15 protein-coding genes are annotated in these 15,508 nt (G+C 58.9%); 8 read left to right on the plus strand and 7 right to left on the minus strand.

The window, feature by feature from the left end; genetic code table 11:
- Positions 1–46: 46 nt before the first annotated feature.
- On the plus strand, positions 47–2,551 hold the full coding sequence (locus C7378_RS05880) for a 2-oxoglutarate dehydrogenase E1 component (protein ID WP_131993323.1): 2,505 nt from the start codon (positions 47–49) through the stop codon (positions 2,549–2,551).
- Positions 2,552–2,555: 4 nt separating this feature from the next.
- Here C7378_RS05880 and C7378_RS05885 read toward each other — a convergent pair whose 3' ends face one another.
- Together C7378_RS05885 and argJ are read right to left on the minus strand one after the other, a co-directional pair.
- Positions 2,556–3,371: a thiamine pyrophosphate-dependent enzyme gene (locus C7378_RS05885; RefSeq protein ID WP_131993325.1), complete on the minus strand. Its 816-nt coding sequence runs from the start codon at positions 3,369–3,371 to the stop codon at positions 2,556–2,558.
- Positions 3,372–3,591: 220 nt separating this feature from the next.
- Positions 3,592–4,797 (minus strand): bifunctional glutamate N-acetyltransferase/amino-acid acetyltransferase ArgJ, encoded by a 1,206-nt coding sequence (gene argJ / locus C7378_RS05890; protein ID WP_131993328.1) that lies wholly within the window; start codon positions 4,795–4,797, stop codon positions 3,592–3,594.
- Between the two features lie 36 nt (positions 4,798–4,833).
- Between argJ and C7378_RS05895 the strand changes: the two genes are divergently transcribed.
- From C7378_RS05895 to C7378_RS05910, 4 genes are all read left to right on the plus strand, one after another.
- Positions 4,834–5,619 (plus strand): ABC transporter ATP-binding protein, encoded by a 786-nt coding sequence (locus C7378_RS05895; RefSeq protein ID WP_243648098.1) that lies wholly within the window; start codon positions 4,834–4,836, stop codon positions 5,617–5,619.
- 184 nt (positions 5,620–5,803) lie between these two features.
- Positions 5,804–6,454 (plus strand): peroxiredoxin, encoded by a 651-nt coding sequence (locus C7378_RS05900; protein WP_131993331.1) that lies wholly within the window; start codon positions 5,804–5,806, stop codon positions 6,452–6,454.
- 69 nt (positions 6,455–6,523) lie between these two features.
- Positions 6,524–6,760 carry a hypothetical protein gene (locus tag C7378_RS05905; protein WP_131993333.1) on the plus strand — a complete coding sequence of 79 codons (237 nt, stop codon included), beginning with the start codon at positions 6,524–6,526 and terminating at the stop codon, positions 6,758–6,760.
- 52 nt (positions 6,761–6,812) lie between these two features.
- Entirely contained in the window at positions 6,813–7,439 is a 627-nt protein-coding gene (locus C7378_RS05910; RefSeq protein WP_131993336.1) for an MIP/aquaporin family protein, read from the plus strand.
- Between the two features lie 97 nt (positions 7,440–7,536).
- Here the strand turns inward: C7378_RS05910 and C7378_RS05915 are convergent, their stop codons facing one another.
- From C7378_RS05915 to C7378_RS05930, 4 genes are read right to left on the minus strand one after another with little or no spacing between them, the layout of a single operon-like run.
- Complete coding sequence (locus C7378_RS05915; protein WP_131993339.1) at positions 7,537–7,761, minus strand: hypothetical protein; 225 nt, start codon at positions 7,759–7,761, stop codon at positions 7,537–7,539.
- A 10-nt stretch (positions 7,762–7,771) separates the two neighbouring features.
- Positions 7,772–8,773: an FAD binding domain-containing protein gene (locus C7378_RS05920; protein WP_131993342.1), complete on the minus strand. Its 1,002-nt coding sequence runs from the start codon at positions 8,771–8,773 to the stop codon at positions 7,772–7,774.
- Entirely contained in the window at positions 8,770–11,238 is a 2,469-nt protein-coding gene (locus C7378_RS05925; protein WP_243648099.1) for a xanthine dehydrogenase family protein molybdopterin-binding subunit, read from the minus strand. The genes C7378_RS05920 and C7378_RS05925 overlap by 4 nt, the downstream gene beginning before the upstream one ends.
- Complete coding sequence (locus tag C7378_RS05930) at positions 11,228–11,878, minus strand: (2Fe-2S)-binding protein (RefSeq protein WP_243648100.1); 651 nt, start codon at positions 11,876–11,878, stop codon at positions 11,228–11,230. Before C7378_RS05930 ends, C7378_RS05925 begins: the two co-directional genes overlap by 11 nt.
- Positions 11,879–12,179: 301 nt before the next feature.
- Here C7378_RS05930 and kduI point away from each other — a divergent pair, with 301 nt between their 5' ends.
- The 3 genes from kduI to C7378_RS05945 are packed head-to-tail and all read left to right on the plus strand — an operon-like array spanning position 12,180 to position 14,300.
- Complete coding sequence (gene kduI / locus C7378_RS05935) at positions 12,180–13,010, plus strand: 5-dehydro-4-deoxy-D-glucuronate isomerase (RefSeq protein ID WP_131993348.1); 831 nt, start codon at positions 12,180–12,182, stop codon at positions 13,008–13,010.
- Positions 13,011–13,026: 16 nt separating this feature from the next.
- The gene (gene kduD / locus C7378_RS05940; RefSeq protein WP_207901358.1) at positions 13,027–13,788 is read left to right on the plus strand and encodes a 2-dehydro-3-deoxy-D-gluconate 5-dehydrogenase KduD; all 762 of its coding nucleotides are present in this window, start codon (positions 13,027–13,029) and stop codon (positions 13,786–13,788) included.
- A gap of 8 nt (positions 13,789–13,796) precedes the next feature.
- Entirely contained in the window at positions 13,797–14,300 is a 504-nt protein-coding gene (locus C7378_RS05945; RefSeq protein ID WP_131993351.1) for a cupin domain-containing protein, read from the plus strand.
- On the opposite strand, the gene C7378_RS05950 is transcribed toward C7378_RS05945, so the two are convergent.
- A complete protein-coding gene (locus tag C7378_RS05950; protein WP_131993356.1) occupies positions 14,297–15,472 on the minus strand; it encodes a glycoside hydrolase family 88 protein in 1,176 nt (391 codons plus the stop codon). The two genes, C7378_RS05945 and C7378_RS05950, sit on opposite strands and share 4 nt — an antisense overlap.
- Positions 15,473–15,508: the final 36 nt, after the last annotated feature.

Raw genomic sequence — 15,508 nt, forward strand, 5'->3', positions numbered from 1 at the left:
CAACGGCAACAGTGGTATTTGTGATTCTGGCGATCGAAAACTATCTATGAGCGCTACTAAGCTGGCACCGGTAAACGAAGAACTTCCCTCCTCCACTCCTTCTCAACAACAGGTTTACGATTCCTTTCGCCGCTGGGGATACCTCGAGGCAAAGCTTGACCCATTAGGACAATATCTGCCGCCGCAGCCGATTGCGGAGCTGGCGGTAGAAGGCGAGACGGCGGAGCGTGCTCGCGCTATTTACTGCAGCACCATCGGCGCCGAATTCATGCACATAGCAGATCCTGTGCGCCGCGAATGGATCGCTGCGAAGCTTGAGTCGCCTGCGCCGGGATTTGACCAGCAGCGGACGCTCGAGCAGCTAACACGGGCAGATATCTTCGAGCAGGTCATTCAATCGCGCTACCTCGGAACCAAGCGCTTCTCGCTCGAAGGCGTTACGGCGCTGATCCCCTTCCTTGATGAAACGCTCCACCGGGGTGCCGAAGCAGGCGCGGCCAAGGCGGTGATGGCCATGAGCCATCGCGGACGCCTCAGCGTCATGGTGAATACCTTCGGCAAGTCCGCAGCGGATATTTTTTCAAAGTTTGAAGATGTTGATCCGCGCAGCATTCTTGGCGGCGGCGATGTGAAGTATCACGTTGGCGCAACTGGCGACTTCATCAGCCGCGAAGGCAAGAGCCTGGCACTGCACCTTGTCTCCAACCCCAGCCACCTGGAAGCGGTGGATCCAGTAGCCATGGGCCGCACGCGCGCCAAGCAGGTGCGCTACGGCGCCGACGGCTTTGATCGCGTATTGCCCATCATCATCCATGGCGATGCTGCATTTGCCGGTCAGGGCATCTGGGCCGAGACGATGAACCTGGGCGGCATCGAAGGCTATAACGTCGGCGGCACGATCCAGATCATCGTGAACAACCTGATCGGCTTCACAGCCGAGCCGGAAGAGTCAAACTCCTCACGCTTCTCGTCGGACCTGGCGCGACGGCTGCCCGTGCCAATCTTCCATGTCAACGCGGAAGATATCAACGCGGTGATGCGCATCGCGGCACTGGCGGTGGAATATCGCTACCGCTTCCGCACCGATGTCGTGATTGACCTGATCGGCTACCGGCGTCACGGCCACAGCGAGGTGGACGATCCCACGATCACGCAGCCGCTGCGCTACGCGAAGATCAAGGACCATCCGCCGCTCTATGAAATTTATGCGAAGCAGCTTGGCGTCGACCAGACACAGCGCGTTCGCGAACTGCAGGCCGAGCTGACGGAGGAGCAGAAGAAGGCGCAGCAGATGCAGAAGATGCCGTTGCTGGCCACGCTTCCTGACTACTGGGCAAATTACAGGAACGGCCCCTACAAGGCTGAGTACGAGGTAGAGACTGGCCTGACGGCTGAAGAAGTGGGACGGATCGCAGAAGGGCTCACACGCTACCCTGCGGAATTTCACATTCACCCGAAGATCAAGAAACTCCTCGAGCAGCGCGCGGAGATGGGTCGCGGCGAGCGTCCATTCGACTACGGCATGGCCGAGGCAGTCGCGATGGGCTCGCTGCTCATACAGGGCACCCCGGTCCGCCTGAGCGGGCAGGACAGCCAGCGCGGCACATTCAACCAGCGGCACAGTGTGCTGATCGATATCGAGAATGAGCAGCACTATGTGCCGCTGAACCACCTGGGTCAGAACCAGGCGATCTTTGATGTCTACAATTCCCTGCTCTCCGAGGCTGGCGTGCTGGGCTTTGAATATGGCTACAGCCGCGACTTTCCTGAGGCGCTGGTGATGTGGGAGGCTCAGTTCGGCGATTTTGCGAACGGAGCTCAGATCATCATTGATCAGTTCATCTCCTCTGGCGAAGATAAGTGGGGACTGTTGAGCGGAGTTGTACTGCTGCTGCCGCACGGCTATGAAGGACAAGGCCCGGAGCACTCCAGCGCGCGCATCGAGCGCTATCTGCAACTCACGGCGCATGACAACATCCAGGTCTGCCAGCCTTCGACAGCTGCGCAGTACTTCCACCTGCTGCGGCGCCAGGCTATGCGGCAGTGGCGGAAGCCGCTGATTGTTTTCACGCCCAAGAGCATGCTGCGCCATCCCGACGCTATTTCACCGCTGGCGGAGTTTGCGCGGCCGCACTTCCAGAATGTGCTGCCTGAGACTGAGATCTCGAACGCGAAACGACTGTTGCTGTGCACTGGCAAGATCGGCCACGAGCTGCGCGTCGAACGCCACAAGCGCAAGGACGAGACTACGGGAATCATCTTCCTCGAACAGCTCTATCCGTGGCCGGAGACAGAACTGCGCGCAGCCATTGAGGCGCATCCTGAGGCACATGAAATTGTCTGGGTGCAGGAGGAGCCGGAGAATATGGGCGCACACTCCTTTGTGATGCCCCGGCTGCGCAGGCTCGCGAGGACGCGCCAGGTGCTCAGCGTCAAACGCTCAGCAGCAGCGAGCCCTGCAACGGGCTCAGCCAAGGCTCATGAGATGGAACAGCGCACGTTGATTGAACTGGCGCTGAGCCACACCCTGCAGGAAAAGGTAGCGCGCTAAGGCGCTACCTGCCTGCCTCATTCTTTTTTCGTCTCAGTGCTGATCCGCCAAGGGAAGCAATGTGGCGCTCGCGCTTCATTGCTTCCAGTCGCTCAGCAAAGCGCGACGCCACCTGCTGCTTCCACTCTTCGCGAAACAGCGATCTGCCGGTAAGGTAGCGCTCCATTTTGAGCACTGCATCTTCTGCTCTACCGGGATACGGCTGGCAGTCGATGACTGTCGGGCCGCCACCGCTGCGCGCTCGTGCGATAGATTCAAAAGCGACTCGATAGATCGCCACCGCGTCGTCCTCATCCACGGGGATAACCGGGAAATCAAGATCATCCAGTTCGCTGGATGATCTGCGTGCGTGGCACACGTAGAGGATCGGCAGCTTGTTCTGGCCGGAGTAATGCAGCGCTTCCGGATGGATCCTGCTGCCGGTAACGAACGCCGCCACGATGTTGCCCGGACGCTTCCTTTGCAGTGCAGCGGCGGCGCCAGTAGCGAGAAGCAAATGCGCCGAGGATGGCCCTGGAGGGAGAATGCCCTTCCATGCGGCCTTGTCGACGGAGGTGCTCGCCAATACTTCAAGCGGGGCTCCCAGCGCATAGAGCGTGGTCAGGCTCTCACTCGCAGGCGCAGCCATATCTTCCGCGCGCAGAACCGCTGCCACGGCAGCCAGGCCGGTTATGCTGCGCTCGATCCGCACCCCTGCATGCTGCGCCAGCATTCTGCACTCCAGCAGCGTCGTGTAGATCTGCCTCAACGTCTGCGTGGTGATGAGGGGCTTGCCGAATTTCTGCGCGAGGACAGCAGGTGCTTTAGTTTTTGGTGTCATAAGGTAAGGACTGAATTGTAGCTTGCTGAAGTAGTACCCTTGACCGAATCTTACGTGTGTGACTCGGTAGTATTTTTCAACACAATTGTGAATAACTCTGTGAAATTCACTGCTTAAGGAAACTGAAGTCCAACAGGGACGCACACTTTAGCATTCTGCACTGCTTCCGATGCAAAGCTGTGAAAGCACCACAACCTGAAGCGAGATTGTGGTCCTGGCCTTAGGTGGAATACTCTGCATTGATCCGTACGTATTCGGCGGTAAGGTCGGTCGTCCAGAAATTGCACCTGCCGGATCCCACGCCGAGCTCAATGCGGATGGTAAACTCGCGCTGCAGCATCACCTCGTGCGCTGCCTGCTGATTGAAGTCCTGGGCGCGTCCACCGGCAGAGCATATCTGCTGGGCGCCAAGCCAGATATCAATACGCGCAGGATCAATCTCCGCTCCCGAATAGCCGATGGCGGCGATAAGGCGACCCCAGTTCGGATCGCATCCGGCCCATGCTGTCTTGACCAGAGGTGAGTGCGCGATGGCTCGTGCCACCCGCAGGGCGTCGGCATCGGACGCAGCTCCGTGGATCTGCAGCTCAACTACATGCGTTACACCTTCACCGTCGTCGATGATCTGCCTGGCGAGCGACAGGCAGACCTGATCGAGTGCAGACCTGAACTCCGCATGATCCGCGCCAACAGCAGCGCCGCTCGCGCCTGAAGCAAGCAGGAGTACGGTGTCATTCGTGGACGTATCGCCGTCAATGGAGATACGGTTAAAGCTGGACTCTACCGAGGCGGGCAGCAGCTTTGCGAGGTCCGTCGGTGTAATCTTCGCGTCCGTGAAGAGATAGACGAGCATGGTGGCGTGCGGCACGAGTTGCGGGTGAATCATGCCGGCGCCCTTCGCCACACCCGCAATCCGCACCTGTGTGCCGTCAACTTCGATGGAGGCAAAAGCTGTCTTCGGCTTCGTGTCCGTCGTCATGATGGCCCGCGCGAACTGCATGAAGTGTTCAGCGGTATCGCCGAGTGCGACCTGCACGGCAGGAAGCGCGGCGACCAGTTTGGCAGCGGGAAGAGGGACACCGATGATTCCGGTGGACGAAGGAAAGACCTGCGTCTGCTCACAACCGAACTGGACGGCTGCAGCCGCAGTCACTTGTTGGCAAGCTTCGATTCCCTGCTCACCTGTCGCGCAGTTGGCGTTACCGGCATTGACCGCTACGACGCGCACCAGGCCACCACTGCTCACCAGTTGCCGGCGGCCTACTATGACTGGCGCAGCCACTACGCGGTTGCTGGTGAACATGGCGGCTGCGCTGGCAACACTATCGGCCACGGCACAGGCGAAATCGGCATTGCCGCTCGGTTTAATGGCAGCCTTGACAGCGGCAAAACGAAAACCGCGAGGAAGAGAAATTGTGGAAGTCATCGCTGCCCTTATTCTAGCGAGAAGGAGACGAAACTTTTGAGCGAGACGACGCAATTTCTTGAGATGGCCAACGTAAATGTCGCACGGGGGGATTCCGTGGTGTTGCATGACATCCGCCTGCGTATCGAGCGGGGCGAGCATGTGGCCATTCTGGGGCCGAACGGCTGCGGCAAATCTACCCTGATCAAGACGATCACCTGCGAGTGCTACCCGATCTACTCGCCGGAGATGCGGCTGCGACTGCTCGGGCGTGAACGATGGGATATCTCTCAACTGCGGCAGCACCTCGGTGTGGTGTCGGCAGACTTGCCCGGAGAGCGTACGCCAGTCACGCGCGGAGCCGATGCCGTTGTTGCAGGATTTTTCTCCGCTTCGACCATCTGGCCAAATCTGCATATCTCACCGGAGATGCGGCAGCGCGCGGCCGAGGCGCTTGAACTGATGCAGGCGACGCATCTCGCGAACAAGCTTGTAGGAGAAATGTCGGCAGGGGAACAGCGTCGCATCATGATTGCGCGTGCGCTTGTCCACCGGCCGGAGATGCTGCTGCTCGATGAGCCCTCGAACGCACTGGATATGGCCGCCCAGCGCGAACTGCGGGAGGCTCTGCGTCGCGTCGCGCAACAGGGCACCGGCATCATCATGGTCACGCACCACCTTGCGGACATCCTGCCTGAAATAAATCGCGTGCTGATGATGCGCGACGGGCGCATCATCGCCGATGACACGCGGGAGGCGTTGATTACCGCATCGCAGCTTCAGAAGCTTTTCGGAGTGGAGGTAGATCTCACCGAGCGGGATGGGTTCTGGCATTCATGGTGAGGGTGGGAATGCCTGACCTTCAGCAGCCGTTTATTCCGGCGCAATTTTAATTTTGCGGTAAGGTGACACGTATCACAGACCGTATCCCTGATTCCTCGCCAGACTACCTGTGTAGGTTGAGCAAGGCTGCTGCAAGAACGCCTTTGCCTGCCTCGAGAGATCAACAGGTCGAAAGGGCATAATCATGGATACGGCAATTGCAGTCAACCCAGGCTTCCCGCGTCTCAACCAGCCAGCTCCCGCCTTTGAAGCAGAGACGACTCACGGCACCCTGAGGCTCGAAGACTTTCAGGGAAGCTGGGTCATTCTCTTTTCGCACCCTGCAGACTTCACGCCTGTCTGCACGACTGAGTTCGTCGCCTTTGCCGAGCTGGCCCCTGAGCTGAAGAAGCGCGGCGTTGAGTTGTGCGGCCTGAGCATTGACAGCACATACTCGCATATCGCATGGGTAAGGAATATCGAGCAGATCTTCGGAGTCAAGATTCCGTTCCCGATCATCGCGGACTTGAACAAGGATGTCGCGACCCTCTATGGAATGGTGATGCCGGGCGAAAGCAAAACTGAGACCAGCCGCTGTGTCTTCGTCATCGACCCCAAGGGAATTCTGCGCGCGATGATCTATTACCCGCTCACGACAGGTCGCAATACGCAGGAGATACTGCGGCTGATCGATGCACTGCAGGCCACAGATAAGCACGGCATTGCAACACCTGCCAACTGGAAGCCGGGAGATAAGGTAATTGTTCCTCCGCCGAGAACTACCGAAGACGCAGAAGAGCGGATGCGGGCAGGCTATGAGACCGCCGACTGGTACTTCTCAAAAAAGACCTTGTAATTCCTGGTTACGGCATCTGCGCATACCAGTGACGCAAACTACCAGATGGACTGAGAGGTCTTCACTACCATGCCCTGCATGAACAACAACGGCGAAATCACTGAGATGGCCCGGAAGATACTCACGGCAATGAGCGAGAGCGCTTCCCTGCCGGAGATAGCTGCCAAGACTGATGTCCCCCTCTACCGGATACGTGGTGCAGTACGGGAGCTGGTAGAGGCGGGGCTGGCTGCCGAACAGGATCAGAACTACGTGATCACAGAAATCGGAGCTGCTGCGCTCAAGAAAAGCGGTATAAGCCTGTGAGAGCCACTGTATAGCTGTTCCCCATAAATCGACACGCAAACCAGAGGTCGCCATGAACAAGTATGTAACGGAACTTATCGGAACTTTCTTCCTCGTGCTTACTATCGGAATGACGGTGATCGCCGGCGGCGAGGGCGTGATTCCACCCCTTGCCATAGGCTCGATTCTGATGGTGATGATCTATGCAGGAGGCCACATCTCGGGCGGCCACTATAACCCGGCAGTCACGCTCGGCGTCTGGATTCGAGGGCGCTGCAGCACGAAGGATGTGATCCCCTACATGGTGTTCCAGGTGATAGGGGCGCTGCTGGCCGCCTTCGTCGTCAGGTATCTGACTCCAGGCATCGAGGTGCACACGCGCAATCTCGCCGTCGTACCAGAGCTCCTGGTCGAGTTTCTGTTCACCTTTGCGCTGGTCTTTGTAGTGTTGAACAGCGCCACCTCCAAGGACAACACGGGCAACTCCTTTTACGGATTGGCCATTGGCTTCACAGTGCTGGTTGGCGCATTTGCCGTCGGCGGCATTGCCAGTGCAGCCTTCAATCCAGCGGTCGCCGTAGGCGTTTCAACGATGGGACTGGTGGCGTGGAGCAGACTCTGGATCTACCTTGTCGCTAATTTCGCAGGGGGAGCGGTCGCGGCATTCACGTTCAAATTTCTCTGCCCGGACGATAAGTAGTTCCGCATTGGCACTACATGCAGCCGTGCCGACAGCAAAAAGCCCAGATGTGTCATCTGGGCTTTTTGCTGTTCCAAGTTTAATAAGCTTTATGGCGTTATGCTTCGTTTTCGCAACTCTCCCAGCAGGAGCGGCCCTCGCGGCAAACGGAGCGATGAACGTAATGCTCGTCCGGCCCCGCTTTGCCCATGGTCTTGAGACACCAGTAGGTCGTGGTGGCTCCCATCAGGTCAACAAGCTCTTCATGAAAGTCGCCATAGGCTCCGTAGGAAGACTTGCTACGAAGAGAAGCGCACCGGATTTGCACGAGTGGAGTATTCAAGTTGTCCTCCTTAGCCTATGGCGCTGGGATCGCGCTGCATCTGCCCGGCCGCGAGCAACACGGTGCGGTAGATGGCTGTCTGGAATAACTGCGTTTTATAGCCGTTCTGAGAAAGCGGAGTGGCGCCTTGCATGGCTGCCTTGGCGGCTGCGCGTGCGGTCGCTTCGTCAATCGTTTTGCCGGTGAGCACTGCCTCTGCCGCCGCGGAGCGGATAGGCGTAGGCGCTGCCACACCCATAACCACTGCAGCTTTACGGCAGCGGTTTCCATCCATGACCAGGACGATGCCCGCGTCAGCGATGGGCCAGTCGAAGCTCTCCTTCTCGCCGTATTTCTGGTACGCGGAGCGTGTGCCGGGTTCGGGGGCTGGAACGAAGATGCCTGTGATGAGTTCACCGGGTTGAACAACGGTCTCGTTGATCAGGCTTTTTTCCGGCGGAACATAGAAGTCGCTCATCGCAACGGTTCGCTTGCCGCGCTTGGAAGTCAACTCAACTGTGGCATTCATGCCAAGCAGTGGCACCGCTGTCGAAGATGGATGAACCATGGCGCAGGTGCTGTTGTTGATGACGGCGTGATATTGGTTCTCGCCTGTCAGCGCATGGCACACATCGCTGGTGCCCTTCTTTCTGCAGTCGAAGTCGGTAGAGCGGAAATACCAGCAGCGCGGACGCTGCATGATGTTGCCGCCAACGGTCGCCATGTTGCGCACCTGAGGGGTCGCTGCATGGCCTGCTGCATCGGACAAGCCAGAGTAAGTGCGCTGGATATCGGGGTGCGCAGCAATCTCGCTGAGCGTGACGAGCGGACCAAGGTGCAGGCCGTCCTTCGACACGGTGATGCCGCGCAAGCTGTCAACATTGCGGATGTTGACCAGCTTCGGCGGAGCCACGATACCTTCTTTCATCAGATCGAGCAGATCGATGCCACCAGCTTTAACCGTTGCGCCGTTGTTCAGCTGGCCGAGAGCCTCGTCCACTGTCTTGCAATCGACGAAGGAGAACTTGTTCATGCTTCCACCTCTGGCTGCGCCTTGCCAAGCGCGGCGAGTACGTTGGCCGGGGTCATGGGAATCTTGCGTATACGAACTCCGGTGGCGTTATAGAAGGCATTGCCGATGGCCGCGGCCAGGGTAATGATTCCTGCGGACTCCCCGATACCTGCGGCATCGGTCGAACTCTGTGCGATGTAGTTTTCAACCAGCGCAATCTCAATCTCCGGAACCTCGCGCGCGCCCAGTATCTTGTAATTTTCGAGGTTTGCATTCAACATGTAGCCCGCCTTGGGATCCATGATGCGCTGCTCAAAGAGCGCATACGAGATGCCCTGGAGGATGCCCCCGTTGATCTGGCTGATTACGCCGGTTGGGTTGATTGGACGGCCGCAGTCGTGCGCTCCGAAGACCTTCTCGATGTGAACGCGGCCCGTTTCCGTATCGACAGCCAGCTCAACATAGTCGACGCCGCCGTAGGTCAGCCGATCCTTGGAGTATTCAGGAGCGCGAGTCGCCCGGGCAGAAATCTCGTCCGTCGGCAGCTTCGCGGTGACCTGTTTCAGTGTGTAGGATTTGCCTGCATCGTTCTTGAGCACGACGCGACCGCCCTGCATCGCTAGATTGTCAGCCGTGGTGCCGAGAGCCGGGGCTACAGCAGCAAAAAGCTGCTGCCTGGCCTGGTAGGCAGCATTGCGCACTGCAGGAGTGATGGAGCCGGCAGTGATGCTGCCGCCTGAGTCCGGCCCGATCGGATAGCGTGTGTCGCCGATGCGGACTACGACCTGGGCTGGCGGTATTCCGAATTCTTCTCCCACGATTTGAGCAAGGATTGTCTTGGTGCCCGTACCGAGATCCTGTACGGCAGACATCAGCTCGACAGAGCCATCGCGGGAAACACGAACCTCGCAGGAGGAGTTCATGTTCACGAAGCGATACCACACCGACTGCGCGATGCCCATGCCGCGCTTGATCGGTCCGGAGTCGGCGCCAGCCTCCCTGCGGTTCCGCCAGTTTGTGCGTTCCAGGATGACCTGCCGCTCTACCCTGCGCGCCGGGCTCTCGTCGATCTTATCGCGAAGAACAAGAGGGTCCATTTTGAGCTTGACCGCGAGCTCATCGATCGCCTGCTCGAAAGCAAAACATCCCTGAGGGTGGCCAGGCGCACGGAAGGCAGCGCCGGGACCCGCATTGATGAAAACGTCGTACTCCTCGGTGAGGAGGTTATCGCACTTGTAGAGATTGGTTGCTGGCCCTGCTGTGCCCGCTCCGGTGCCGACACCTGCTGTGCCGTAGCTGGTGAGCTGAATCGCTGTAAGGGTGCCGTCGCGCTTGGCGCCGATCTTCAGCTTCTGGTGCGAATCAGGGCGGTTGCTGACAATGTGTTCCTGCCGCCGGTCGAGCATGAGCCTGACAGGCGCATTCGCCTTGCGGGAGAGATTCGCGGCAACAACACCTTCATTCCCTGCGCCAAATTTCGCCCCGAAGCCTCCACCCATGTATTCAGTGATGACGCGCACCTTGCTCTTGGGCAGCTTGAAGACATCCGCGAATTCATTACGTACGCTGGATGTGCCCTGCGTTGAGGCGTAGACTGTGACCTCTTCAGGCTTCCAGTCAACGACGAACCCGTGAGTTTCAAGCGCGGAGTGAGTCTGCACCTGGGTGAAGTATTCGGCTTCAACCACTGCGTCGGCGTCTGCAAATCCTTTCTCGGGATCGCCCTTCAGGCGGCGCTGTGGGCCATGCACGTTGCCCTTCTGCGGCACGTCCTTGGGGCCACCGCCGCCACCTGCGCTGCCTGCCGCATCCGCAGGCCCGGGAAAGACGACGGGAGCATCAGGAGATCGGGCCGCGTTGCGCTCCACAACAAAGGGCATGGTGTCGTACTGAACCTTCACGAGCTTCGCGGCGTCATCCGCGATCTGCTGCGTGGTCGCCGCGATACCGGCAATGGGCTGGCCCGCGTAGCGAACAATTGGATAGCGCGACGGGGTCTCAAGCTTTGGGTCGCGAAGTTCGGAGACGCCGTAAACATGCTCGATGACATGCACGGCGCGAACGCCCGGGAGCTTCTCCGCAGCACTCGTGTCGATCGAGACGATTCGTCCGTGCGGAATCGTCGCGTCCACCATCCGCGCGTAGAGCATGCCGGGCAAATGAACGTCGGCGGTGTACTTGCCCTTCCCTGTCGCCTTCGCGGGTCCGTCATAACGAACCGTCGGCTTGCCAACATACGTCAATTCTGAGTTCTGCGGCAGCGGCGGAGGTTCACTGACGGGTACTTCCCGCTCTATATGCTCGAGGCCATTCTGCGGAATGCCGAAAACAAAACTATCGGAACGCATGCCCGGCCCCGGCTTCGAGGGTGTGGAGGGCGTTTGAGAATCTCTCTTGACGCCATCGCCCTTAGGCCGCGCAACAGTCTGTGCGCCCTTGGTGGTTGACTTGTCCTGTGCCTCTTGAAGCATTGTTTCAGGCGCCATCGTATCTCTCCGTACCCGTGTTCAGGGTCACCAGATCGGCTATCTGTCCACGCTGCTGTGCAGCGTCCAGAGTTGCCGCAAAAACCTTGGGATAGGTCCCGCAGCGGCAGAGGTTACCGCTGACAGCATGCTTTACATCGCTGAGTTTCGGATTGGGATTACGCTCCAGCAGGGCGGCGCAACTCATCACCATACCGGGAGTGCAGAAACCGCACTGCATCGCGTCATGCTTAACGAAAGCAGCCTGTACAGGGTGCATGGTTTCCCCATGCGACAGGCCCTCGATCGTCGTGATCTCACGTCCCACCGCATCGACAGCGAGCGTCATGCAGGCGAGTGCGGGAGTCTTGTCGATCCATACCGTGCAGGCCGAACACGAACCTCGATCGCAAACGACCTTGGTGCCGGTCATTTCAAGATTGTCGCGGAGTGTCTGCGCGAGCGTGTAGCGCGGCTCGACGGTAACGGCGTGCTCCTGACCGTTGATCCGCAGTTTGATGGGGATGGCATCTGGTCCGACCGCTTGCGGGCCGCTGAGCCCATCTTTTGCATCACGGGCGAGCGCATTTGCGGACTCTATTACAGTGGACGCGGCAGTGATGCCAGCGCCCTTCAGAAATCCGCGGCGGGAAAATTCCATTTTCGGGGCGTCTGCCATACGAGCAGCCTTTCGTATCAGCAAGTGAGATGTGAACAGGACAGGACAGTAGCGTTTGCGAGATAAGTTTACATCCGCGCTCACAGATCCGCCAATGCTCTCGTTTTGGTGAGATGCGAAATGATTGGAAAATTTACAGCTTCGTAATCCTTTTGGACGCGACAGCGAGGTTTCTGTCTTTGGAACTCCGGGCTGCCAGATGCCGGTTCGTGAATCCGATGCGAGGTCTGACCGCCGACTCTTCCCGGACGATGGTGCAAAGGTTCCCTATAATGAGGGACCTATGAAGATACTTCAAATGGCGGATCGCATTCGATATCCGCGAATGTCGACCGCAGAGCTCCGCGAAACCTTTCTTCTCTCGGATCTTTTCGCGGCGGGTAAGGTACAGCTCGCCTACGTTGATCTGGATCGCACGGTAATCGGGTCCGCCGTTCCGCTCAAAGATGGCCTGACACTGCCCTGCCCGGATGAGTTGCGCGCCCATTCTTTCACCGAACGTCGCGAGCTTGGCATCCTCAACATTGGGGCTCCCGGCGAAGTCGAAGTGGATGGAGAGAAACACACGCTCGGCAAGCTCGACGCACTCTACGTGGGAAGAGGCGATCATTCGATAACCTTCTCCAGTTCAGATAGTTCCTCGCCTGCGGAGTTCTATCTGTTGAGCTATCCGGCGCATGCGGAGTATCCAACCACACTCATCCAGCGCGGAAAGGAAGCACCCCTCACCATCGGCGCCCAGGAGACAGCCAACCTGCGCACGATCACCAAGCTCATCCACCTGGAGGGCGCGCGAAGCTGTCAGCTGGTGATGGGATTTACTGAGCTGCAGAGCGGCAGCGTATGGAATACGATGCCTCCTCACACGCACATGCGCCGCTCTGAAGTCTATCTTTACTTCGACCTGCCGGAGAACCAGCGGGTGATTCACCTGATGGGACCCGCTGAGGAGACTCGCCACCTGGTGGTTGCGAGCAGGCAGGTGGTGATATCGCCCGGCTGGTCGATCCATGCCGGGGTAGGCACCAGTCCTTATACCTTCTGCTGGGGGATGGGCGGGGAAAACCAGGTCTATTCGGACATGGATGCGCTGGGCATACCGGACCTGAAGTAAACCATACGGAGAAGGCATGATCCTCGAAACATTTCAGTTGAAGGGTAAAAATGCGCTGGTCACAGGCTCATCGCGAGGCCTCGGCGCTGCCATCGCACTCGCTCTTGCCGAGGCAGGCGCCAATGTTGCACTCCATGGCTCGAGCAGCGTTCCAGCGCGGCTGGTCGAGAGCATCACGAAGACCGGCGCAAGACACCTTGTGCTGACTGGCGACCTCCGTCAACAGGAGCTTTGCCCTGTCCTGGTGGAGCAAACGATTGCAGGCCTGGGCGGCATTGACATCCTCGTGAACAATGCAGGCACCATTCGCCGTTCTCCGGCGGTGGACTTTTCCATGACGGACTGGATGGAGGTGCTGCAGACCAATCTGACCAGCGTATTTCAGCTCAGCCAGGCCGCAGGGCGTCATATGCTCAAGCAGGGATCGGGCAAGATCATTAACATCGCATCGCTTCTCAGTTTTCAGGGCGGAGTCACGGTGCCGTCGTATGCGGCGGCCAAGGGCGGAGTTGCGCAGCTGACCAAGGCGCTTGCGAATGAGTGGGCCAGCAAAGGCGTGCAGGTGAACGCAATCGCGCCCGGCTACATGGAGACCGACAACACCAAGGCGCTACGTGAAGACCAGACCCGCTCGCGGCAGATACTGGAGCGTATTCCAGCAGGCCGCTGGGGATCACCGCAGGATGTTGCAGGTGCTGCGGTATTTCTTGCCTCGGCGGCAAGCAATTACATCAACGGGCACATTCTGGCGGTGGATGGCGGATGGCTCGGAAGATAGGAGAATTTATGCACAAGGGAAAAGTCGTCTGGCCGGTGCTTGCAATCGCAGCGATGTTGCTGCCTCAACCCTGCGTGATGCGGGCGCAGACAGCTGCGGTCGATGCCTACACCCCGGCTCAGCTCAAGCAGATGAGCGCAGAACTGCGCACCCAGGCGAGTGCTTCACCGGGCGGCGCGGCGAGTGAGGTGCTCAAGCGATATCCGCAGCACTACACGATGCTGGCCTATCGCAACCAGAGCGGAACAGCCGAGGTCCACGAAAAATTCGCCGACGTCTTCATCATCGTGGAAGGTTCGGCCACACTGGAATCCGGAGGAACGGTTGTTGACCCCAAGGCCGGCGGCCCTGGCGAAACGCGGGGCGCAGCGCTCAAGGGCAGCTCCGGAACACCGCTCCATGCAGGCGACATCGTCCACATTCCAGCTGGCGTGCCGCACCTGATGAAGCTCGATCAAGGCAGCAGCGTACTCTACTTCGTCATCAAGTCGCAGGAAACGCCTGCAACCTAAGGATGCGAATGCCGGCGGCTCATCGTGTCCAGTTCAGAGCCGGCTAATAGAAAAGCGCCTACTCCGAAGACGTAGCTCGAGCTTGCCTTATAGTGGCCCGGCGCTTCGCCGACCGGCTGAATGCAGCCCAGGCGGCCATCGCTGTAGATGTGCGCCAGCATGCCTTGCCAGGCCTTCTCAACTACGGGGCGGTACTTAGCGGCATCGAGCAGGTGGTGATTGATCCCCCAGGCGATTGAATAGGTGAAGAAGGCTGAGCCGGAAACCTCGGGCAGAGCATACGAGTCAGGGTCGAGCAGTCCGGCCCGCCAGAGTCCGTCCGAACCCTGAATGGAGGCTACCTTCGCGGCCATTTGCCTGTAGAGGTCTATGTAGTGCTTCCGCGAAGGATCATTCGGCGGAAGCGTCGAGAGCACTCGCACCAGTCCTCCCATCACCCACCCGTTTCCCCGCGACCAGAAGACCCTTTTCCCATTCTTCTCGGTTTTGTTCAGGTAGTTGCTGTCCCGCGAGAAGAGGTGCTCCTGCTTGTCATAGAGCAGTCCTTCGGTGATAGACCACTCATGGTTCATGTAGGCGATGTATTTATCGTTGGAGGTAGCCTCCGCTAATCCAGACCAGACGGGAGGCGCCATGAAGAGCGCATCGCACCACCACCACAACGGTTTCGCAGGGTCGTCAGGCTGCAACATGATCTGATCGAACTGCGCCCGAAGTGGGTCAATCTCCTTCGCACGGTGCGAAGCGCGATACAGCTCAAGATAGGCCTGCCCAATGGCCTGATCGTCAGCATGGGTACGGCGAGGCCCGAGACTCCAGTTGAAGTGTTCGCCAACGGAAACAACCTCCTGCTGAAACTTTGGCTCGTGCAGCGTACGCGATGCCGCAAGGAAGCCGATGTAGAGCGTCGCATAGGTCCAATCCTGACTCGGCGCATCGACAACGCGCGCCAGCTGCCAGTCTGCCACTTTTCGCATTGCGGCGCGGATATCCGAGCTACGCAGAGCGGGCGAGAGGGTGTTCGCCAGCGCGCCAGGATTATCCGGCTGATCGCCAGATACGGGCTCCTTGTGTGCCTGCGGCGGAGCAGTGCTTGCCGCCCAAACAGGTGACGCGCCAAGGAGCGCCGCTAATACACCTGCTGCTGTTATCTCTTTCCAACGTGCGCTCATCTCTGCCGCTTCCCTTTCTTCCTCTGGAATCGTTCC

The sequence above is a fragment of the Acidipila rosea genome, assembly GCF_004339725.1.
Taxonomy (GTDB): Bacteria; Acidobacteriota; Terriglobia; order Terriglobales; family Acidobacteriaceae; genus Acidipila; species Acidipila rosea.